This is a genomic window from Kytococcus sp. Marseille-QA3725 (assembly GCF_054950055.1).
Genome location: NZ_JBUCLA010000001.1, coordinates 300,754 through 322,476, shown reverse-complemented (window position 1 = coordinate 322,476; position 21,723 = coordinate 300,754). Strand labels below are relative to the sequence as shown.

21 protein-coding genes are annotated in these 21,723 nt (G+C 68.6%); 11 read left to right on the top strand and 10 right to left on the bottom strand.

The window, feature by feature from the left end:
* Positions 1–39: 39 nt before the first annotated feature.
* A complete protein-coding gene (gene sodN / locus ACY8FT_RS01535; RefSeq protein ID WP_462417189.1) occupies positions 40–450 on the top strand; it encodes a superoxide dismutase, Ni in 411 nt (136 codons plus the stop codon).
* A 72-nt stretch (positions 451–522) separates the two neighbouring features.
* Here the strand turns inward: sodN and ACY8FT_RS01530 are convergent, their stop codons facing one another.
* From ACY8FT_RS01530 to ACY8FT_RS01505, 6 genes are all read right to left on the bottom strand, one after another.
* Positions 523–1,899, bottom strand: a complete 1,377-nt coding sequence (locus ACY8FT_RS01530) for an IS30 family transposase (RefSeq protein WP_462417188.1) — start codon at positions 1,897–1,899, stop codon at positions 523–525.
* Between the two features lie 97 nt (positions 1,900–1,996).
* The gene (locus tag ACY8FT_RS01525) at positions 1,997–3,130 is read right to left on the bottom strand and encodes an HD-GYP domain-containing protein (protein ID WP_462417187.1); all 1,134 of its coding nucleotides are present in this window, start codon (positions 3,128–3,130) and stop codon (positions 1,997–1,999) included.
* An 11-nt stretch (positions 3,131–3,141) separates the two neighbouring features.
* Positions 3,142–4,386, bottom strand: a complete 1,245-nt coding sequence (locus ACY8FT_RS01520) for an HD-GYP domain-containing protein (RefSeq protein ID WP_462417186.1) — start codon at positions 4,384–4,386, stop codon at positions 3,142–3,144.
* 12 nt (positions 4,387–4,398) lie between these two features.
* Positions 4,399–4,641 carry a hypothetical protein gene (locus ACY8FT_RS01515; protein WP_462417185.1) on the bottom strand — a complete coding sequence of 81 codons (243 nt, stop codon included), beginning with the start codon at positions 4,639–4,641 and terminating at the stop codon, positions 4,399–4,401.
* Positions 4,642–4,789: 148 nt separating this feature from the next.
* The gene (gene rsrA / locus ACY8FT_RS01510; protein WP_462418374.1) at positions 4,790–5,035 is read right to left on the bottom strand and encodes a mycothiol system anti-sigma-R factor; all 246 of its coding nucleotides are present in this window, start codon (positions 5,033–5,035) and stop codon (positions 4,790–4,792) included.
* A gap of 5 nt (positions 5,036–5,040) precedes the next feature.
* A complete protein-coding gene (locus tag ACY8FT_RS01505; RefSeq protein ID WP_462417184.1) occupies positions 5,041–5,703 on the bottom strand; it encodes a sigma-70 family RNA polymerase sigma factor in 663 nt (220 codons plus the stop codon).
* A gap of 216 nt (positions 5,704–5,919) precedes the next feature.
* On the opposite strand from ACY8FT_RS01505, the gene ACY8FT_RS01500 reads away from it, so the two are divergent.
* The 4 genes from ACY8FT_RS01500 (at position 5,920) to ACY8FT_RS01485 (ending at position 10,002) form a co-directional block, all read left to right on the top strand.
* A complete protein-coding gene (locus ACY8FT_RS01500; protein ID WP_462417183.1) occupies positions 5,920–7,047 on the top strand; it encodes a DegT/DnrJ/EryC1/StrS family aminotransferase in 1,128 nt (375 codons plus the stop codon).
* Positions 7,048–7,055: 8 nt separating this feature from the next.
* On the top strand, positions 7,056–7,667 hold the full coding sequence (locus tag ACY8FT_RS01495; RefSeq protein ID WP_462417182.1) for a sugar transferase: 612 nt from the start codon (positions 7,056–7,058) through the stop codon (positions 7,665–7,667).
* Positions 7,664–8,896: a hypothetical protein gene (locus ACY8FT_RS01490; protein ID WP_462417181.1), complete on the top strand. Its 1,233-nt coding sequence runs from the start codon at positions 7,664–7,666 to the stop codon at positions 8,894–8,896. Before ACY8FT_RS01495 ends, ACY8FT_RS01490 begins: the two co-directional genes overlap by 4 nt.
* Positions 8,897–9,018: 122 nt before the next feature.
* Positions 9,019–10,002: an acyltransferase family protein gene (locus ACY8FT_RS01485; RefSeq protein WP_462417180.1), complete on the top strand. Its 984-nt coding sequence runs from the start codon at positions 9,019–9,021 to the stop codon at positions 10,000–10,002.
* Between the two features lie 107 nt (positions 10,003–10,109).
* Here ACY8FT_RS01485 and ACY8FT_RS01480 read toward each other — a convergent pair whose 3' ends face one another.
* The 4 genes from ACY8FT_RS01480 to ACY8FT_RS01465 form a co-directional block, all read right to left on the bottom strand.
* Complete coding sequence (locus tag ACY8FT_RS01480) at positions 10,110–11,339, bottom strand: lipopolysaccharide biosynthesis protein (protein ID WP_462417179.1); 1,230 nt, start codon at positions 11,337–11,339, stop codon at positions 10,110–10,112.
* Positions 11,336–13,666: a glycosyltransferase gene (locus ACY8FT_RS01475; protein ID WP_462417178.1), complete on the bottom strand. Its 2,331-nt coding sequence runs from the start codon at positions 13,664–13,666 to the stop codon at positions 11,336–11,338. The genes ACY8FT_RS01480 and ACY8FT_RS01475 overlap by 4 nt, the downstream gene beginning before the upstream one ends.
* Before the next feature lie 14 nt (positions 13,667–13,680).
* Complete coding sequence (locus ACY8FT_RS01470; RefSeq protein ID WP_462417177.1) at positions 13,681–14,604, bottom strand: NAD-dependent epimerase/dehydratase family protein; 924 nt, start codon at positions 14,602–14,604, stop codon at positions 13,681–13,683.
* A gap of 134 nt (positions 14,605–14,738) precedes the next feature.
* Complete coding sequence (locus ACY8FT_RS01465) at positions 14,739–15,593, bottom strand: nucleotidyltransferase family protein (RefSeq protein ID WP_462417176.1); 855 nt, start codon at positions 15,591–15,593, stop codon at positions 14,739–14,741.
* A 50-nt stretch (positions 15,594–15,643) separates the two neighbouring features.
* On the opposite strand from ACY8FT_RS01465, the gene ACY8FT_RS01460 reads away from it, so the two are divergent.
* The 6 genes from ACY8FT_RS01460 (at position 15,644) to ACY8FT_RS01435 (ending at position 21,720) form a co-directional block, all read left to right on the top strand.
* Positions 15,644–16,312, top strand: a complete 669-nt coding sequence (locus ACY8FT_RS01460) for an acetyltransferase (RefSeq protein WP_462417175.1) — start codon at positions 15,644–15,646, stop codon at positions 16,310–16,312.
* Between the two features lie 101 nt (positions 16,313–16,413).
* On the top strand, positions 16,414–17,193 hold the full coding sequence (locus tag ACY8FT_RS01455; RefSeq protein WP_462417174.1) for a DoxX family protein: 780 nt from the start codon (positions 16,414–16,416) through the stop codon (positions 17,191–17,193).
* An 8-nt stretch (positions 17,194–17,201) separates the two neighbouring features.
* Positions 17,202–18,581 carry a 3-phosphoshikimate 1-carboxyvinyltransferase gene (gene aroA / locus ACY8FT_RS01450; protein ID WP_462417173.1) on the top strand — a complete coding sequence of 460 codons (1,380 nt, stop codon included), beginning with the start codon at positions 17,202–17,204 and terminating at the stop codon, positions 18,579–18,581.
* On the top strand, positions 18,581–19,588 hold the full coding sequence (gene rsgA, locus ACY8FT_RS01445) for a ribosome small subunit-dependent GTPase A (RefSeq protein WP_462417172.1): 1,008 nt from the start codon (positions 18,581–18,583) through the stop codon (positions 19,586–19,588). The genes aroA and rsgA overlap by 1 nt, the downstream gene beginning before the upstream one ends.
* A gap of 343 nt (positions 19,589–19,931) precedes the next feature.
* Positions 19,932–20,564: a hypothetical protein gene (locus ACY8FT_RS01440; RefSeq protein ID WP_462417171.1), complete on the top strand. Its 633-nt coding sequence runs from the start codon at positions 19,932–19,934 to the stop codon at positions 20,562–20,564.
* A 112-nt stretch (positions 20,565–20,676) separates the two neighbouring features.
* On the top strand, positions 20,677–21,720 hold the full coding sequence (locus tag ACY8FT_RS01435) for an AAA family ATPase (protein WP_462417170.1): 1,044 nt from the start codon (positions 20,677–20,679) through the stop codon (positions 21,718–21,720).
* The last annotated feature ends 3 nt before the right edge of the window (positions 21,721–21,723 follow it).

The following is a 21,723-nucleotide window of genomic DNA, read 5'->3' as shown; positions in this document are numbered from 1 at the left end:
GGTGGCGGGGGAACGCACACTCCAGCGAAAGGTTGTGACATGTTCTCCCGCTTCGTCGCCCCCACCCTCGAGGTCAGCGCCCACTGCGACCTGCCCTGCGGCGTGTACGACCCGGCCCAGGCCCGCATCGAGGCCGAGTCCATCAAGGGCATCATCGCCAAGGTCGACGGTGAGAAGGCCGGCGACGCCGACTTCCGCACCCGCGCCATCATCATCAAGGAGCAGCGCGCGGAGCTCGTGAAGCACCACCTCTGGGTGCTGTGGACCGACTACTTCAAGCCCCCGCACTTCGAGAAGTACCCGCAGCTGCACCAGCTGGTGAACGAGGCCACGAAGCTCGCAGGTGCCTCCGGTGCCAAGGGTGCGCTGGACGCCGAGATCGCCGACCAGCTGCTGGCCAAGATCGACGAGATCGCCGAGATCTTCTGGGAGACCAAGAAGGCCGCCTGAGCCCCTCTCCCCCATCACGAAGGGCGCCGTCCGGACCGGCGGTTTCAAGGGGTCCTCGCAACACCTGATGGCCTAGTTGGTTGTCAGTAGATCACGCAGGCGCTCGGCTGGGTTTGCCCAGCCGAGCGTTTTGCGTGGGCGGCCGTTGAGTTCCTGGGCGACGTATTCGAGTTCGGCCGGGCCGTGGACCGACAGGTCGGTGCCCTTGGGGAAGTACTGCCGCAGCAGTCCGTTGGTGTTCTCGTTCGACCCGCGCTGCCAGGGTGAGTGTGGGTCGCAGAAGTACACCGGTACACCGGTGGCGATCGTGAACTGCCGGTGAGCGGCCATCTCGCACCCCTGGTCCCAGGTCAGCGACCCACGCAGGTGCTCTGGCAGGGTCCCGATCAGGTCGACCAGGACGTCCCGGACCTCCTCAGCGGTGTGCCCACCGGGCAGGTGCCCGAGCATCACGTACCGGGTGGAGCGTTCCACCAAGGTCAGGATCGCGCTGCGTCCACCAGCGCCCAGGATCAGATCACCCTCCCAGTGGCCCGGCACGGCCCGGTCTTCCACCTGCGCGGGACGATCACTGATCATGACCATCGGGTCGGTGAACCTCTTCTGCCGCTGATCGGGCCTGGTGCGGGGCACCCGGCGGGCCCGCCCGGTCCGCAACGCGGTGGCCACCTCGCGGCGCAATCCGCCGCGGGCCTGGAAGTACAACGCCTGGTAGATCGTCTCGTGACTCACCCGCACAGTGTCGTCCTGCGGGAACGCCCCTGGCAGGGAACGGCTGATCTGTTCCGGGGACCACCGCAGGGCGAGTTTCTCGCTGACGTAGTCCCGAAGCGCTCCCGGTCGAGCCAGCTTCGACTCCTTCGGCCTGGCCCGCGACCGGGCCCAGGCCCGCTGGGCCCGGTGGGGCAGGTACACCCCGCCAGTGCTGTACGTGTCCAGTTCCCGCTTGACCGTGGACGCCGACCGGCCCAGCACCCGGGCGATCCCTCGCAACGACATGCCCTGCCGGTGCAGGTCAGCGATGGTCTCCCGGTCCGTCACGGTCAGATACCTGGGGTGCAGGCGTTTCTCCACCACCGACAGGGAGGGCTCTACCGACACGATCCTGGTCATACCCGTGGTGTAGTCCACCCGTCGCCCATCGGGATAGATCCTGGCCCCGTTGGTCCTGCGCACTCCCCGGTCCCAGTCCTCGGCCGTACGCACGTGCACCCCGACCCGTTCGGCGGCATCCCGACGGGTGACTCCAGCAGCACGTAACCGGTCGTACTCACCCCGCCGCGGATGAGGCCCTGTCCCCGGCCGACCCCGACCAGACAACCCCGCCTTGCGCACCCACCCAGCAGCGGTGTTCTCGTTCGCCCCGACCGCACGCGCAGCAGCCCGCACATTCCCCTGATGAGCATCCAACGCCGCCCAGAACGCGCTCTTGACCTCAGACAACCACATGGTCCTCGCAACTCCCTGAAGAACAGGGTGTTGCGAGGACCACTAGAACCCGCCACCTCCGGACGGCGCCCTTCGTCGCGTGGCGGCGAGCGTGTGGTCAGTCGTCCACACTCACCGGGTCGGTGAGGACCGCACGGGCCGCCACGACCACCTCGGGGTCGAACTCGTAGCCCTGGTGCATGGACAGGCGCGTCAGGGCCCGGCGCAGGGCGTCTTCGCTGCGCTCGCCGCCGGTGTAGTCGTCCACGGCGTTGGCCACCTTCAGGACGCGGGCCGCCCGCGACAGGGTCGCCCGGTACATCACGTGGTCGATGAAGGGATAGGGCCGGCTCCGGATCGCCTCGGTGACCTCGGGGTCGGCCGGCACCTCGGCGACGATCTCGGCGGACCGTGCGGCGATGCGCTGCTCGTCGAGCGGTGCGAGGAGGCTGGTGCCGCCCTCCTTGATGCGCGTGTTCAGGGACACCAGGCCGACGTCGTGGAGCAGCCCGCCCTGTCGCAGCACCTCGAGCTCCCCGTCCCCGAGATCCATCGCGCGCCCGATGTCGACGGCCAGGTCCGACACGCGCGCCCCGTGTCCCGGGCGCGTGTAGCCCGCGACGTCGGGGAGCCGGGACAGCGCCGTGACCGTCTCCTGGGCCACGGCGCGCGCGCGGCTGCGCCCCTTGAGCGCCGACGAGATGTTGAGCAGCGGGGCGAGCGCGACGGGGACGAACCACCAACCGGTCACCGGCACCACGGCCACCAGGGCCGCTGCCGTGGCGGCGATGCTCAGCGTCGCGAAGGTCTCCGCGGGGAGCAGGGCCCGCAGCCCCATCCGCCCCGTGGCGCCGCGCCCCAGCATGAGCTCCAGGCACAGACCGACGACCACCACGACGGCGACGATCACCGAGACCCCGCCGTTGGGCATCCCCGTGGCCTTCGCGGTCGCGGCCCCGAGGCCGGTGAGGGCGGAGACCCCTGCCCAGTAGAAGGCGTCCGGGGCGACCTTCAGGAGCCCGGTGCGCCCCTTGCCCGACAGGACCCACGCCACCGGGCTCGTGAGGACGGCCGCCGCCAGCACCGTGCCGACGCCCGTCCAGCCCCCGCCCAACGACGCCGGGAGCAGCCCCACCAAGCCGAGCTGCGCCGCCCGGGCGACGAACCACATGGACGCCTGCAGGTGCCCCCAGCACTTGGACAGCACGACGGCGACGACGAGGACCGCCAGGAGCGTCAACTGCGCCTCCATACACGCACTCATCAGCCACCTCGCAGGGCAGGGGGAAGGTCGTGGTGCCACCAGCCGGGTCGCGCTGACAGCTCGGTGACCGGTGTCTGCAGGACCGGGCGAGCGCTGCGCAGCGCGTTCACCGCGCGCGGGTCGTAGAGCGCCGGGTGCTGTTCCAGCACGTCGCAGATCTCGTCGACGGTGCTCTCGGGACGCTGACCCACCATGGCGTCCACGGCGTCGGCCACCTGCATGGCCCGCAGCTCGATCGGATGACTGCAGGGGCTCCCGTCGGGCGGGGCGACGGGAGCGTGGCTCTCACGGATCAGACGTGCCGCGGCGTCCAGGAAGGGCAGCCCCTCCACCATGCGCGCCCCCTGGGCTGCGTGGGCGGACACGAGGTCCCCCTCCTCGGGCGGCAGGGCGACGAAGCCGATGTCGTGCAGGCGCGCGGCCAGGTCGAGGCTCTCCATCTGGTGCGGGCCCAGCCGCAGGTGGCGACCGATCTCCTTCGCGTACTCCGCCACCCGCGCACCGTGGAGCTCCACGTAGGGGTCACTCGTCTGGGCGGCACGGGAGAGCGTGCGCAGCGCCCGGGCCTGGCCCAGCTCGGCTGCAGCGATCGTGCCGAGCACCGCCATGTGCACCAGCAGGGGCACGCCTGCGACGAACAGCCCCACCCCGTGCGGCTCGATCGCCCACATGGACAGGGCCAAGACCACTCCGCCGAGGACCTGGTTGAAGGCCCCCGCCCGGAGCACGCGGACGACGTCCAGCGACAGGGCCGGCAGGCGGTGGCCCCGCAGGAGCGCGAGGCCGGGCACGATGAGTGCGACGTTGGCGAGGACCTGGACCGTGGACCCCACGGCGACCGGCAGCGCGACGTCCTGGAAGGCCCGGGGGGCGTCCGGCATGAGCTCCCCGCCCACGAGGTGGAAGCCCCACCAGCCGGCGCAGCTCATGATCACGAAAGAGGCCACGTTGTAGCCGTGCACCACGAGTGACCGCTGCCGGGAGACGAGCGGGAACACCACCGAGGCCAGGACAGCAGCCCAAGGCCCCGCGACGATCCACGACAGCGCCTGCACCGCCCCCATGAGGGACTGCCCGAGCCCCAGCCACCGGGTGACGGCGGTCGCCCGCTGCGCGACGACCGCGAGCAGGAGCAGGATCACGGACAGCGGCCACCACTTCAGGTCAGGGACCGGAGCGGACCACAACGTGATGGTGCCGACGGCAACAGCCGTCGGCACCATGCTCCACAGGAGAGTTCTCATGTGGTCATGAGATCACTGCAGGAGCTCTCCAGCGGCATCCACGGTCTCGATGGAGATGTTGGCCAGCGGAGCCGCGCACTCGATGGAGATGTTGGCCAGCGGAGCCGCGCACTCGATGGAGATGTTGGCGAGCGGGGCGATGGTCTCGATCGAGATGTTGGCCAGCGAGGCGATGGCCTCGATGGAGATGTTGGCCATCGGAGCAATGGCCTCGATGGAGATGTTGGACAGAACGGTCATGGCCTCGGCGAACATGGGGATCTCCTCAAGAACGGGTTTGGGGCCGTGCCCCTGAAGTGTTGAACGACTCCCAGCCGATTCCAAGACTCCCGGCGCTTCTTGGTCGATTCTTTACCAGCCGTCCGGCGGATCTCCAGCCGCTGCTGGCATGCTCCGCACCCGGTCAGGCCTGTCGGCGCACCACCGTGACGCTGCTGTGGATGTAGGTGACGATGCGCTCCCTCAGCTCCGTCGGGGCCGGCTCACAGGCACAGGACCGCCGGACGAGCTCCTTGAGCCGGGCGTCACGCTGGTACTCGGCCATGCAGGGGGCGCAGGACTCCAGGTGGGCCTGCAGCGCCCGACAGTCCGCGTCGGACAACTCGCCGTCGAGGTAGACGTACAGCTCCTCCACGAACTCGTGACACATGCGGTTCACGAGGAGACCTCCTTGCCCTGGGACTTCCGGCCGAAGCCACGTGCGGCTCCGTACTCGGCCAACGCCTCCCGCAACTGCTTTCTTCCTCGGTGCAGTCGCGACATCACGGTGCCGATGGGCGTGTCCATGATCTCGGCGATCTCCTTGTAGGCGAACCCCTCCACGTCGGCCAGGTAGACGGCCAGGCGGAACTCCTCGCTCAGCTGGGAGAGCGCCTCGGTCACCTGGGTGTCCGCGATGTGGTCCAGCGCCTCGGTCTCCGCCGACCGCAGCCCCTTCGCGGTGTGCGACTCGGCCGCGGCCAGCTGGTAGTCCTCCACCTCGGCCGCGTCGGACTCCAGCGGCTGCCGCTGCTTCTTGCGGTAGGAGTTGATGTACGTGTTGGTGAGGATGCGGTACATCCACGCCTTGAGGTTGGTGCCCGGCTTGTACTGGTGGAAGGCGGCGAACGCCTTGGCGTAGGTCTCCTGGACGAGGTCCTCCGCGTCCGAGGGATTGCGCGTCGTCCGCAGAGCCGCGCTGTAGAGCTGGTCTAGGTGCGGCATGGCCTCGCGCTCGAACCGCGCGGCTCGCTCCTCCGGCGTCTCCGCATCCAGATCGACCACCTCGTCGGACCTCTCGGCCGCAGCAGTCGGCTTCTCTCGGGTGGTGGGCGTCATCGCATACCCTCCTGGAGGCTCGTCATCCCACCCATGCTAGACGCGCGCCCCGTGTGGCGCAGACGTGTTCGCGCTGGGCGCAGCGGGGCCGGGTTGCGTTCCTCACACGCCGACGGGCCGTGGCCAAGGGGCCTACGCGCGCTACTGTGGAGACGTCCTTCCCTACGCCGGCACGGAACCTGAGCGCGGCGTTTCTTGATCGTCGAAAGGTGGCCGATGTCCGAGCGCATCCACCTGTCCATGGCAGACATCACCGACGCGGAGGAGCAGGCCGTCGTCCGAGCCATCCGCTCGGGATGGGTGGCCCCGCTGGGACCCGAGGTGGACGCCTTCGAGGCCGAGGTCGCCGAGCGGGTGGGCGCGAAGCACGCCCTCGCGCTGAGCTCCGGCACCGCGGCCCTGCACCTGGGTCTGATCCACCTGGGGGCCCGCCCCGGCACCCACGTGGTCACCAGCTCCATGACCTTCGCCGCCACCGCCAACGCGATCGCCTACACCGGCGCGACCCCGGTGTTCGTCGACTCCCAGGCGTCCGAGGCGAACGTGGACCCGCAGCTCATGCTGCAGGCCGTGCGCGACCTCAAGGACCGTGGCGAGACCGTGGTCGCCGCCGTCCCGGTAGACCTCTTCGGCCGTGTCTGCGAGATGGACGTGCTCGAGGCCGGGCTGGCCGAGCTGGACGTCCCCCTGTTCTGCGACACCGCGGAATCGCTGGGCGCCCGGCTGGGCGACCGCGCCGCGGGCTCCTTCGGGCTGGCGTCGGCGTTCTCCTTCAACGGCAACAAGATCATGACCACCTCCGGCGGGGGCATGCTCGTCAGCGACGACGAGGCGCTCATCGCCCACGCGCGCAAGCTCTCGACGCAGGCCCGTGAGCCCGTCCCGTGGTACGAGCACACCGAGCACGGGTACAACTACCGGCTGTCCAACATCCTGGCGGCCATCGGCCGCGCGCAGCTGGGCCGGCTGGACGACCTGATCGGCCGTCGCCGCGCCATCCGGGAGCGCTACGTGGAGACCATCGGTGCGCTCGAGGGCGTGCGGGTGCTCGGGGACCAGGACGACGCCCACTTCGACAACTGCTGGCTGACCAGCATCGTGGTGGACCGCCCCGGCTTCGACGTGGACGCGGTGCAGGGCGCCCTCTCCGGCCAGGGCATCGAGGCCCGCCACCTGTGGAAGCCGATGCACATGCAGCCGGTGTTCGCCGACGCCCCGGTGGTGGGTGGCGAGGTGTGCGAGGAGCTCTTCCGCACGGGCCTGAACCTGCCGAGCAGCAGCACCATGACCGACGAGCAGCAGGAGCGCGTCATCGAGGCGCTCACGACGCTGCTGGACGCCTGAGGGGCCTCGTGAGCTACGCGCCGGTGAAGCGAGCACTCGACCTCGCGCTGACCGTTCCCGCCTTCGTAGCCTCACTGCCGGTGCAGGCCGCGGCAGCCGTGGCGATCCGCACCACTCTCGGCTCGCCGGTGTTCTTCCGCCAGACGCGGCCCGGTCTGCACGGTGAGCCGTTCGAGATGATCAAGTTCCGCACCATGCACCACGTGGACGAGGCTCGTGGCCGCGTGACCGATGCCGAGCGCATGACGAGGGTCGGGTCCTTCCTCCGTTCCACGAGCATCGACGAGCTCCCCACGCTGTGGAACATCGTCCGGGGCGACATGAGCCTCGTCGGCCCCCGCCCACTCCTGATGAAGTACCTGCCGCTCTACTCCCCCACGCAGGCCCGGCGCCACGAGGTCAAGCCCGGACTGACCGGGCTGGCCCAGGCCTCGGGGCGCAACTCCCTGACGTGGGAGGAGCGGTTCGCGCTCGACGTGGAGTACGTGGACCGCCAGAGCCTGGTGCTGGATCTCAAGATCCTCGCGCGCACGGTCGGCGCGGTGCTTTACCGTGAAGGAATCGCCGAAGACGGGCAGGCGACGATGACGGAGTTCCGTGGGAGCGGGGAGAGCGCGTGAGCCTTACTGAGATTCTCGTCTGTTCGTCCGTCGTACTGGTCCTACTCTTTCGGCGCGGTCCACGCTCGTCCGTCATGGCCTATGTCGCGGCCTACTTCGCCTTCTTCTCCTTGGGCCCCGTCGTAAACACGATGCGAGGCGAGGACATCTACGAAGGCACCGTGGTGTCAGAGGTCCCGGATGCCTCCATCGCATACCTGGTCGTACTCGTCGCCTGGCTCACTGTGGACCTGCTGGCGCGGGACTCCCAAGCCCTCCGGACGAACCCCTATTGGCGGCGCGACGACGGGACACGATGGACAGGCTACTCCGTGGCCCTCTTCATCCTGACCCTCTACGGGGGGTTCTTCGCACTCCAGCTGGCCGTCCTCAGCCCCTTTGAGAAGGCCGTGTCCGTCGGCACCGCCCCCGCGCTGCACTACCAGTATGTCCTTCTGGAGACCATCGCCCTGTCGATGCTCTTCTTCATCTGGCCGGACAAGACGGCTCGCAAGTGGTATTTCCTCAACGCGGTCGTTTTCATTGCCTATGGACTACTGTCAGCGGAACGCGACTTCATCTTCCTGATCTTCAGCCTGTTCGTCCATGCAACGACGTTCGGACTGCTGCGCTCAGCCCGATGGACACCGATCGTCGGGGGCACCTTCGCGGTCTTGGGAACATGGATCTTCGCGACGCGAGGAAATGGTGACCTCGACACGACCGGAGTGCTCAACCAGGGGTCCCTCCTCTTCGTCGACACCTACCTCTTGAGTCGCTACCCCATCAATGACACCGACGCGACCCACTCCTACTGGAACATGATCAGTGGAGGCTCGAGCTCGGGGTTCACCTCATTGAGCGACTGGTTCGTGCAGTTCTATCTCGATTCCCACGCGAAGGCGGGGTACGGCTTCTCCCTCGTGGGCGAGGCGCGCCTCAACGCGGGCCTGGTCGGCGTCTTTGTCGTCTTTGCGCTACTGGCCGCATTCCACAAGTACCTACTCACCAAGGCCACCACGTGGCGGCCGGCACTCTTCTTCGCGCCGCTGTTCATCACCTTCCTCATGTATTCGATGCGCGGCGACCTTGACATGCTGCTCTCAACGCTCTTGTACGGAGCAGTCTTTCTCCTGGTCGTGTGGCTGACTCGCACCACGGCTCCAACCAAGGCCGTCCCCCGCACCACGCAGCCGAGCAGCGATCCTGCACCCCGGGTGCGTGCCGGAGGTGCAACAGTCGCACGTTGAGGTCGGCCCATGACCGCGGGAGCCGCCGTACAAGGCCCACCGCCTTCACGAGTCTGAGGGCATGGACAGAGCGGCCCCTATGCCAGACCCGAGAAGGCAGACGCACCGTGGGTGGTAGGACGATGACCGAAGGAAAGACGAAGAACGGAAGAATCGAATGGATGGACGCGGTACGGGGCTTGGCCGTCCTCCTAGTGGTGTTGCTCCACGTTCCCGTCCTGCCGATGCAGCTGGGAGCCGAGCCGCCTCCATGGCTTGAGCGGTGGCAGTTCGCCCTCCAGCCGTACCGAATGCCCACCTTGCTCTTTCTTTCAGGCATGCTCTTGGAGTCCTCGCTGACGAAGGGAACCAAGCGTTACATCTCCGGAAAGCTCAAGGGGATCGTTTGGCCGTACCTGGTCTGGACCTTCGTGACGGTCGTGGCCTTCCGTGAGACGGAGGCACTCCTTGACCCGCGCACCTGGGTCCTCGGCTACCACCATCTCTGGTTCCTGATGGTCCTGACCGCTTGCTACGCGCTCGGTCTCTTTGCCAAGTCTCTACCGGTGTGGGTCTTCCCCGCCCCCTTGGCCCTCATCGCCATCGGCGCATACACGTTCGTCCCTGATCTGGCAGTGGCGAAGCTGGTCATCCACTACGCCTGGTGGAGCAGCTTCTTCTTCCTGGGCGCCACATCGCGTCACTGGATGACGAGATGGCAGTCCACACGCGGTCCCGTGCCCGGCGTTCTCGCCGGGTTCGTTCTTCTGTGGTCGGTCTTCGTCGTGTTCGATCCAGAGGCGCGTTGGTCGCGCGGGATCCACGCCTATGCCCTCTCCGTGGGCGGTGTACTGCTTCTGATCTGGTGCGCAAGCCGCGTCTCGTGGCCCCGTTGGATGCAGTGGGTGGGGAAGAACTCCATCGTGTGGTACTTGGTCCACGGCGCAGCCATCGGAGGGTGCTGGCTCTTCCTGGAGGACCTGGGCGTGACATCTTGGTGGATCGTCACCCCCATCCTGTTGGTGGTGGGTTACCTCGTCCCGCTGGCTCTTGCTCCGTTCGCGAGGACGCCGCTGTTCCGCTGGTCCAGGACCACACCACCGATCCTCACCGGGCGCAACGCGTAAGCCAGATCGCTGGGGATCTTCAGTTCACACCAAACCGCGCCGGGTCACCACCCCTGGGCGGCTCACCGGCAGCCCTGCGGCGACGTGCAGCACCACCCAGGCCACATTCAAGGCGCGCCCACCACCGGCCTCTGCGACGGCACCGCCACGAGAAAGCCCAGCCGGATGATGGCCTGGACCAAGGCTGCCGTTGCAGCAGCAACCGCAGCTCCCGTGAGCCCGCCCCGGGCGGTGAGGAACCACGCCAGCGGTACCACCACCAGCACCGTGAGCAGGGTCGAGTACAGCTGAGCACGGAACAAGCGACGTGCAGCGAGTCCCAGATCGAACATCCATCCCACCGCGGCGAGCCCCAGCGACACGACGAGCCAGACCAGGACCGGGACGTCCACGAAGACGTCCTTCTCGTACAGCAGGCGAAGCACCGGCGCACCGAGGAGCCAAGCGACGCCTGCTCCGACGGGGGTGAGGGCCAGCAGACCTGCCGCCCAGATGGATGTCGCCCGGACCACTGCGCGGATACCACCGCTCTCACGCAGGGAGACCAGTCGTGGCAGCAGCACCGTGGCCACGGCCCCCACCACGGTCAGCCCCGCGATCTGGATGTAGGAGATGGCCGAGTACACGGCCAGCGCCTCGGACCCCAGGATGTCCTCGATGGCATACCGGGGGATGTTGGCCAGGAATGACGTCACCGCCGACGCGATCCCGGCAGGAGCCGCCACGAGAAGGAGTCCACGCCACGACGTGGCGGGGCTCGCCTTCCAGAAGTGCAGGGTGAGGGGTCCCAATCCCTGCTTCTGAGCCAGAACCAGAAGCCACGCCAACGCGCTGAAGGAGGCGGCGACACTGCCGCTCACAGCGATCTGAGCCGGCACACCACCAAGCAGCATGGCCCCCACCGCCAACGGCGTGAGGAACCCGTTGGCGATCTGACTGAGCGCCACGGGCCCAAAGCGTTCCTGCCGTTGGAACCACGCGTAGAACACCTCCCCGATCGCGTCCAAGGCCTTCGCCACAGCAACCATGGCGACGACGAGCGTCAGGTGCCCCAGCGCCAGGGCGAGCAGAAAGACCAACCCAACTCCCACGACGGAGCACAACAGACGGAGTCGTGCATAGTCCGGGAACCGGTGGTCCATGTCTTCATCGGTCAGAGCAACGACACGCATGCTCAGGTTCGTCAGCATGAAGACAGGCGTGCACACCGCCAGGGCCCACGCGAACTGCCCCATCACCTCCAAGCCCGCCCAGCGGCTCAGTGCAACGACGAGGGCCCACTGGCCCAGGTTGAAGGCAAGGCTGCCTGCGAGAGCCTGGCCCGCCTTTCCCGTCATGTGCCTCCGTTCCTCGCACGACGCTCCTGTGCGAGCGATCGGAGCGTCGCAACCCACTCCGCGAACGCCTCATCGACGCGCTCCTGGACGTACCCCTCAGCGGTCTCCAGCGAGAGCCTCGAGGACTCCTCATAGACCACCGGATCGAGCAGGCTTGCCACGGCGCGAGCGAGGCCTCGGTGGTCATCCACACCCACGAGTCGATCGGGCGGCACGAGTTCCGGCACACCACCGACCGGCGTCGCTACGACAGGGAGACCGGTGGCCATGGCCTCAACAACCACCCTGGGCAGCCCCTCGGTCCGTGACGGATGCACCAAGATGTCGGCCGCATCCATGGCCAGCCGCACCTCCGACCGGCTCACGGCCCCGGTGAACTCCACCGAGTCCGTCAGACCGAGCTCACCAGCGAGTTCCTTCAGGTCCTCGTGGAGCCGACCCCCGCCCACGAGCACGAGGTGTGCCCGGACGCCGTCTTCACGCAGGTGGCCGAGGGCGCGGATGGCGATGTCGTGCCCCTTGTAGTTCGTCTCCTGCGACCCCACGGCCAGGAGACGAACCCCCTCTCCCGTCATAGCGCGAGGCTCGCTGCGCAACTTTGCACGCGGGATACGCACGTTGGGAATACCAAAAACCGGGCGGCCAGGGGCGGCCGGATAGACCGCCTGCAGGTTGCTTCGAGTCACGAACCGTGCGGCGGCGGCATGGGACACCACCCAACGGGTGACCTTGGCCGCCGCCTTGGCGGCTCGTCTGGCCACTTCCCCAGCTGCACCACTGGACAGCACGTCAAGAGGGTCACCGACCATCTCCGTCACATAGGGGACGCCACGGCAGCGAGCGCTCAAAGCTGCGAGGGTACCGATGGGGCCCGGGACGCGGCAGATCACCAGATCGCTCTGCGCGACAGCCCGGTCGACGGCAAGGATCAAGGGCAGAGAAGCACGCACCAACTCGCCTGCACCGTGGTACTCGGGCAGCGGGACGAGAGCCGAGGTGCTCACGACCTCACCGCCCGTGATCTCCTCCGGGGCCGACGTACGGCCTGCAACGCGCAGCGTCCCTCCCAACGCTGCGTACCGGCCCCACTGCGAGTCGCCATTCGCACCATCGGGTGCAGTGACCCCGGCGAGCCCTCGATGAAAGTGCGCCTCCGTGAAGGCCGTGACGACCGGATCACCGGAACCCACGACGCCCTGCACGGCACCGGCCACGCTCTCCGCAGCCGAGGGTGAGTGGAACAACCGCACCATACGGTCGCGCGCAGCCACCCCCATCGCCCGCAGACGTCCCTCCACGAAGGCCCGGTGCGCTGCCCGCAGTCGGTCCGCCAAGGCTGGGACATCCCCCCGCGGGAACACCCAGCCACTTGCAGTGTCCACGGTCTCGGGCAGACCCCCGGCGTCACTGACGATGGAAGGCAGCCCGAGCGCACCGGCCTCGCAGGCCGCCCCGTGGTTCTCGGAGAGCGAAGGGCTCACACTCACGTCAGCCGCGGCGTAGTAACTGGCCACGTCGGTGACCTTGCCGGTCCACAACAAGCCGCGTCCCGGATAGCGAGCCATCAGCTCCTGCCGGTAGACCTCTCCCTCTTCGTCGAAGCCACCCCCGACGATGAGCAGGCGGACACCCTCCTGGCCAGCCGCGAACTCATCCCACGCCTCGATCAGCGTGTCGTGACCCTTCACACCGGTCGTGTACCCGGCGAGTGTCTTGGGTGCGTAGACGTAAGCCACGATGATCGCCACGAACTCGTCCTCCAGGATCCCCAGTCGACGCCGAGCCCGGCGCCGTTCTTCGGGGGTGGCAGGAACGAAGGCCTCCGTGTCCACGCCGTAGGGCACGACCGTGTGGTCCCCCGGGCGAGGACCGGCGAGCTGCTCGTACCGCCGGAAGGTGTACTCGGAACCGGAGATGAGGGTGTCGTCCAGAGAGCGCAGGAATCCTTCCACCCGGGCGATGATGGGTGAATCAAGGTATAGCGGCCCCGCCACCATGTGGACCCTCCGCAGCGGAAGACCGATGGTAGACAAGCGTCCCGCCAGTGCCGAGGCGTAGAGGTGGTACAGCACGACGTCAGGGCACACCTGACGAACAAGGCTCCGCAACGCGAGCAGTCCCCGCAACGTCGAGAAGCGCGGCCCGAACTCGAAGTCGAACGGGCTCGGCAGGACCTCGATGCTCTCGCCGTCCAGAGCTCGGCGGAGCTTGCCGTCCCCTTCCGGTATGCAGACGACGACTTCCTCCCCCCGAGCCCGCAGCGCCCGAATCTGGGGGAGGATCCACATCCCCCCTTCATTCGTCTTCAGGAGGATCAGCACGCGCATGCGCCCAGGCTCCTTCAGAGCGACCTGAAGTACTCGAGCGTCTCGGCGATGCCCTGCTCCAGGGTCACGGGCTCCACGTCGGGGAACAGCGACATGAGGGAGTCGTTCATCGCCTGGGAGTGCTTTACGTCGCCCGGGCGCGGGTCCCGGTGCACGACCTCCGCGGCCTGGCCGGAGACCTCCTGAATCTGGTCGATGAGTTCCAGCAGCGTCGTGTTGGTGCCGAATGCAAGGTTCACCGGCTCGGGATTGGTCACCTTGCGCTCGGCAGCATCCAGAAGGACTCGGCACACGGTGCCCACGTACGTGAAGTCGCGGGAGTTGGAGCCGTCACCGTTGACCGGCAGTGCCTCCCCCTTGAGCAGGGCGTCCAGGAAGATCGGGATGACCGCGGCGTACACGTGGCCGGCCCGCTGCCGCGGCCCGTAGACGTTGAAGAAGCGGAACGCCAAGGTGTCCATGCCGTAGGACTGCTGGAAGGCGAGGGTGTACTGCTCGGTGGCCAGCTTGGAGACGGCGTACGGGGACATCGCCCGAACCCACTCGCGCTCGTGCTTGGGCATCGCCGGGTTCATGCCGTACACCGAGCTGGACGAGGCACAGGCCACGTGCTTGACCCCTGCGTCACGCGCGGCCTCGAGCACACGCAACGTGCCGGTCGCATTGGCCTCGTGCGTGGCACGGGGGTTCGCGATGGAGCGCGGCACGCTGCCGAGGGCGGCGAGGTGCGTCACCGACTCGACGCCCTCCATGGCCGAGGCCATGAGCTCGTCGTCAAGGATCGAGCCCTCACGGAAGTCCACATCGAGCCCGTCCAGGTTGTCCCGGTACCCAGTGGAGAGGTCATCAACGACCACCACCTGGTGCCCCTTGTCCAGGGCGAGGCGGGTGAGGTTGGAGCCGATGAACCCGGCTCCTCCAGTGATCAGAATACGCATCGTGGCTCCAGACTGGGGTTCGGGACGGCCCCCAAGGTAGTCCATCCCCGGAGAGGCGTCGGGAGGACGGTACTGATCAGACTGTGCCGCCAGTCACACGCGCGGTCCCTGTCCGTCACGGACGTCTTCCGTGCTCACCGCCGGGAACCCCAAGCCATACGCACGAGACGTCGCACTGCACCCGGCAACTGGCGCAGCCCCTTCGCCCAGTGCTCCGGCGTGCGCCGCAGACGTTGCGCCCAACCGTTGCGCTCACCCCACAGAGGCGGGGGGACCAGCGCATAGGCCAAGAGCCTCAACCGCGGCATCACACCCGGTGTGTCCCAGATGCGGGCGAGCCACATCGCCGTCCCGGTGGGCTGGTTGCTCACCACCTGCCAGTAGTGGGAGCGCCGCTCGGGGTGGAACAACTCAGGCAACCGAGTGGCCGCGGCCTGGGCCCCTCCGAGCTCGTGCACCATCCTCACGCCACGCTCGAACTCACGGGTCGTCCACCCATCGTGGACGAGCTTGGCGTCACGATCCATCGGGTTTCGCGCGGCATTCACGATCAGCACGGCACCGTGGGCACACCGCTTCGGGACTGCGCAATCGCGACCGCCAAGACGTATGTACTCGCGCTCCGCCCACAGGCGGCGAAAGACATCGGTCGGCGAGGCCGAGAACCCGGGAAAGTGTCGGTGCACGTCGATGGTGAGGGCCCAGAGAGGGTGCTCGAGGACGACGGCGTGGTTCGACAGATCCAGATCGTGCGCCTCCCGGCCGATCGTCCAGCCGCCCCGAGTGAGCGCCTCCACGAAGCGGTCCGCCTGACCGGGCCGCACGAGGACATCCACGTCGGTGCCGATCCGGGTCCTTGCCGTGAACTGCTCGCGGGCGACCGCTCCCTTGACTGCCAGGATGTCCACTCCCGAGGAGTCCGCCACGTACTGGCACAGGGCATGAATGAGGTCAAGTCGTTCCCTGACCTCGACCTCGTGCGTAGCCACGCGGGTTCCCTCTCTCCCGAGCACTTTCCGTCGGCCATAGAGTACGTGCCGTGTCCATCTCTCGTAACAAGCGTCCGGACGGATCGTCACAACTGGTGCTGGTCGGCGCAGGGGGTCACGCCCGCGAGGTACTGGCTCTGGTGCGAGCCGGCGCACTCCCCCCGGCTCCCGCTGACGTCCTGGGAGCGGTGGACGATGGGTCTCCGGACCCCGAGGTACTCGAGCGCATCTCACTCCGCAACCTCGGTGGCACCGAAGAGCTCGCACGCTTCCCCGGTGCCAGGTTCACCGTGGGCATCGGTTCGGGCGCGATTCGGCTGGAGTTGGCCGAGCGCGCTCTGGACGCGGGCCTGGTGGAGGCGACACTCGTGAGCGCCCAGGCCCACATCGGCCCCGACGTCCGCATGCACGAGGGGTGCGTCGTGTTCCCGTTCGCGACGGTCACCACCAACATCGAACTGGGCTCGCACACCCATGTCGGCCGCGGTGCCGCGGTCGGTCACGACAGTCAACTCGGCCCTGGGGTCACGGTGATGCCGAACGCCTCGATCTCGGGAGACGTGTGCATCGGCGCCCGGAGCACGGTCGGGACCGGAGCCGCGATCCGCCAGGGAACGACTCTGGGCAAGGACGTGTCGGTGGGCGCCGGCGCCGTGGTCGTGAAGGACGTTCCTGACGGACAGGTCGTCGCAGGAGTCCCTGCCCGCCCGCTGCACTGATCCGTCACGGGTGGCGAGCATCACCGACCTGCCCACGCGACGCCGGAAGGCGACACCGTTAGTCTGGCAACCAGAGCCCATCCCCTATCAAGGAGTACGTGATGGACCCCATCCGCATGATCGCCCGCCCGATGCTCGGTGGCCTCTTCGTCGCCACCGGCATCAACCACATCAAGGACTCCGAGCACGGCGCCGAGGTGGCCGAGGAGTTCAACCGCACCGTGCTCGAGCCGGTCGGCGTGCCCGTCGACGGCTCGCAGCTCATGAAGCTGCACGGCTACGTCTCCGTGATCGCCGGTGCCGGTCTCTCCCTCGGTGTCGCGCCCCGTGCGTGCGCCCTGGCCCTGGCCGCGGACGTGACCGCCGTCAACCTGACCGCCCACCGCTTCTGGGAGAAGGACGGCGAGGAGCGTCAGGGGGACCAGATCCAGTTCCTCAAGAACCTCGCGATCGCGGGTGGCCTGCTGGTCGCCGCCGCCGACACCGCCGGCAAGCCCGGCCTGTCCTGGCGCGCCCAGCACCTGGCCGACCTGGCCACGGAGCGCACCGAGCACGCCACCACCGTCGCCGGCCTGAAGAAGGACCTGATGGCCGTGCGTGCCGAGAACAAGGCGCTGCAGGCCAAGGCCAACCTGACCGGTTCCGCCGGCAAGGCCGCGGGCAAGGCCGCCGGTGTGTCCAGCCTGCTGGGCACCCAGGCCAAGCTGGGCGGCAAGTCCGCGAAGATGAGCGGCAAGCTGGGTGGCAAGACCGCCAAGCTGGGCGGCAAGTCGGCCAAGAACGTGTTCGTGGCCAAGAAGCGCAAGGACTCGATGCTCGACCGCGTCTCGGACGCCGTCGACGACGCCGTGAAGTCGGCCAAGAAGACCGTCAACGCCTGAGCGTCCCGGTGAACGAACGACTCGCAGGGCGCGGGCAGCACTCCGGTGCTGACCCGCGCCCTGCGGCATGCTCCCCCGCCTACCCCGCACCCCTGGCCGCCTCGCCGCTGGACGCCACGGTGGCCGTGCCCGGCTCCAAGTCGTGGACCAACCGGTGGCTCGCACTCGCCTCGCTCGCGACAGGACCGTGCACTCTGACCGCACCGCTGGAGGCCCGGGACACACGCCTGATGGTGCAGGCACTGCGCTCCTTCGGCCACGAGGTCCACGAGGGCACTGACCTCGCGGGCACCACCACGTGGACGGTCTCCCCCGCGGCCGCCTGGCACGCCCCCGAGGCACCAGTGGACTGCGGTCTGGCCGGCACCGTCCTGCGCTTCCTGGTGCCGCTGGCCTCGCTGGCCCACGGGCCGGTGACCTTCACCGGCGACCCGCGCCTGGGGCACCGCCCCATCGCCCCCCTGCTGGACGCGGTGCGCTCGCTGGGCATGACGGTGAACCCCCAACTGGGCCACGGGGCCGACGACCCGGACAGCGCGCTGCCGCTGCTGCTCTCCGGCGCGCTGCACCCGGTGGACCCCGATGACGCGGCGGTCGAGGTGGATGCCACGGCCTCGTCGCAGTTCGTCAGCGCGCTCCTGCTGGCCGGGTGCACCGTGCGCGACGGGCTGACGGTCCGCGCGACCGGGACAGTGCCGAGCCTCCCGCACGTCGCTATGACCTGTGCCGCCCTCGTCCGCGCCGGCGTGGTGGCCGAGCAGCGCGACCCGTCCACCTGGTGGGTGGAGGGCAAGCGCCCCGACCCCTTCGACATCACGGTGGAGCCCGACCTCTCCAGCGCCGCGGTCTTCCTCTGCGCAGCCGCCGTCGCGGGCGGCCGGGTGACGGTGCCCGGCTGGCCGGCCGAGACGACGCAGGCCGGGGACCAGATCCGTGACCTGCTGACCCGCATGGGAGCCCGGTGCGAGCTAGGCGACGGCGGACTGACGGTCACCGGTGGCGCGCTCCACGGCATCGAGGCCGACCTGTCGGGCGCCGGGGAGCTGACGCCGGTGGTCGCCGCGACCGCGGCCCTGGCGGACTCCCCCAGCCGACTCACCGGCATCGCGCACCTGCGCGGCCACGAGACCGACCGGCTGAGCGCGCTCGCCACGGAGATCAACGCCCTCGGCGGGCAGGTGGAGGAGCTGGACGACGGCCTGCTCATCACGCCCCGACCGCTGCACGGGGGCACCTTCCACACCTACGCCGACCACCGCATGGCCATGGCCGGGGCCGTGCTCGGTCTGCGGGTGCCGGACGTCGAGGTGGAGGACATCGCCACCACCGCCAAGACCGTGCCGGGCTTCGACCGCCTCTGGGACGCGATGGTGGGGGCCGGTCGCTGATGGCCCGCCGCCTCTCGGACTACAGCGAGGCCGACGCGCGCGTCCGCCCGAACAAGCGCGGCTCGCGCCCCCGCACCAAGCAGCGCCCCTCCCACGAGGACGCCGCCCGCGGGCGGGTGCTGGCGGTGGACCGGGGGCGCTTCGACGTGCTGGTCGACGGCGTGCGCGTGCGGTCCATGAAGGCCCGTGAGCTGGGACGCAAGGGCATCGTCGTCGGGGACGACGTGGCCTTGGTGGGCGACCTGTCCGGCGACCCCGATGCGCTGGCCCGCATCGTGCGCCGGGAGCCCCGGCAGAGCCTGCTGCGCCGCACGGCGGACGACACCGACCCCGTCGAGCGGGTGCTGGTGGCCAACGTGGCGCGCATGCTCATCGTCACCGCCACGGCGGACCCCGAGCCCCGACCGCGCCTCATCGACCGCTGCCTGGTGGCGGCCTGGGACGCGGGCATCGAGCCGGCCCTCGTGGTGACCAAGGCCGACGTGGCCGACCCGGCACCGCTGATCGAGCAGTACGCCGCGCTGGACGTGCCGACGGTGGTGGTCTCGCGGTCCGGCGACGACCCGCACGAAGGGCTCGGGGCGGTGCACCACCTGGTCGCCGACCGCTGGAGCGTGCTGGTCGGGCACTCCGGGGTCGGCAAGTCCACCCTGGTGAACGAGCTGGTGCCCGGCGCAGGACGCGCCACCGGCGGGGTCAACGACACCACCGGGCGCGGGCGGCACACGTCCACCTCGGCGATGGCGCTGGAGCTGCCCGACGGCGGCTGGGTGGTGGACACCCCCGGCATCCGGTCCTTCGGGCTGGCCCACGTGGACGGCGACGCCCTGGTGGGGCTGTTCCCCGACCTCGCACCCGGTACGGCGGAGTGCCCCCGGGGCTGCCCGCACGCCGGGGTCGATGACTGCGCCCTCGACGAGTGGGCGACCGGGGGTCATGCCGGGGTCGGCGGGCAGGAGCGGTTGGACTCCCTGCGGCGGCTTCTAGTGGCCCGCGCCGGGGAGTGACGAAGCACGCAATCGCTGTGACATTCGACACATTTCTTCTGCCCGTGGGCAATCTGTCAAGAGTACCTCATCGAATTCCTTTGCGCTGAAATTGAATTCCCTTCACGTGAATATTCGGCATCCGTGAATCCTTTCACCGACAGCCCATAGAGTGGGTCTTCCACCTTGAAGATGGCCGGCGGAGGGATCTTCAACACCCTCCCCACACACACCTTGGGGGAAGCAGTCCGCCCAGGCCACCCGTCGCGCCGTGCTGCGTGGCGCTGCCTGGAGTGCGCCCGCCGTCGCTGTCACCGCCGCCCCCGCCGTCGCCGCCAGCCCCTGCACACCCATCCCCTGCACCGTGGACTGGGAGTCCGCCCACTACACGCGGGTGTCGGACACCCACGGCTACTACGACATCCCCCTCTCCGACGGCAGCTCCCTGCGCATGGAGGTGAACGCCACCTTCGTCAACATGGAGGCCGGCGGGGTGCCCACCGACGACGGGCTCGGCACGGCCAACGACAACCTGGCCCTGAGCAACTTCGACATCGGCGGCACGGGCCAGAGCGGCCTGGTGCTGCACCAGAACGACCTGAACCACCAGGGCCAGGGTGGCTACCAGGACGTCACGTTCACGTTCGACCGCGCGATCGCCACCATCGACTTCCAGGTGACGGACCTGGACTACTACGCCGACGAGACCGCCGTGGACTTCTGGGACGCAGTCGGGTTCTCCACCAACCTCACGACCACCCCCAGCGCCAACCTCGACGAGATCCAGGTGGCCGACGGCCGCCTCTGGTACCGCTCCACCTACGCAGAGACCATCCCCAACGAGTCCGGCGCCAACAACGTGGCCGCTCACGGCGAGGACCTCACCCAGTTCACCGTCACCTACGAGAACTGGGCCGAGACCAGCAACCACCAGGACCGCGACCAGCGCGTGTTCCTCCCCGACTTCGCCATCACGGTGCCGCCGGTCGGCTGCTGACCCGCGGCACCCGGGTTCAGGGACCCGGCGCCGGCAGCACCCACGTGTGGGGCGTGAGGCCGTCCAGGCCCGCGCCCCACACGGCGTGGTCGCCCACGGTTACGATCGCCGCATGGCACAGCACCCCGTGACGCAACTCCGCGCCGAGTCATTCGGCCCGTTCGAGCGGGTGGACATCGATCTAGCCCCCGGAGTGAATGTCATCGTCGGTGACAACGCCACGGGCAAGTCCCAGCTGTTGAAGCTTCTCTACGCCAGCACTGCGACCCTGGTACAGAGCGACCACCTCACCAAGGCGGAACTGCAGCGTCGGCTGGCATCCAAACTGGAGGGTGTCTTTCGCCCTGCCTCTCTGGGCCGCTTGGCGCGGCGCCTCCGAGGTCGCACCTCCGCTGACCTTTCCGTCAAATTCGCAGGAATCGGCGAGCCGTTGTCGTACAACTTCTCCTCGCAGTCCCGTACCGAGGTCACTGTCGACAGCATTCCCAATCGCAAGCTCGACGACACTCCCGTATTTCTGCCCTCCCACGAGTTGTTGTCGCTGGGAGCCAGCTTCACGGCGCTCTATGACACGCGCGTGACGCCCTTCGAGGAAACCTGGCGGGACACGGTCGCTCTCCTGCAGCGCCCGGCACTTCGGGGTCCACGAGCGGCCAACGCCGCTGAGGTCATGCAGCCCTTCTCCGCACTCCTGGACGGGGGGACCGTGGTGGAGAAGGACGGCCAGTTCTTCCTGAGCCAGCCCGGTGTGGGCAACCTCGAGGCATCCCTTCTGGCCGAGGGCCACCGCAAGCTGGCGATGGTGATGCGGCTCGTCGCCAACGGAGTGCTCCTGCAAGGTGGATACCTGTTCTGGGACGAGCCCGAGGCCAACCTGAACCCTCGGTCACAGAAGGCGGTGACCCACGCACTGCTGACTCTCGCAGCACAAGGTTCCCAGGTCTTCGTCACCACCCACAGCATGTACCTGCTCCGGGAGATGGCCATGAGCGACATGGAGGTTCCGATCCGCTACGTCGGTCTTCGGCGCGACGGAGAGCATGACTCGACCACCGCCCCGGTGGTGGCCGAGACCGTTGACGCCCTGGATGACCTCGGGATGTTCGCCGCCCTTGCGGCCGAGGCCGAGCAGTCCGACCGGTACCTCACTTGGTGAGCC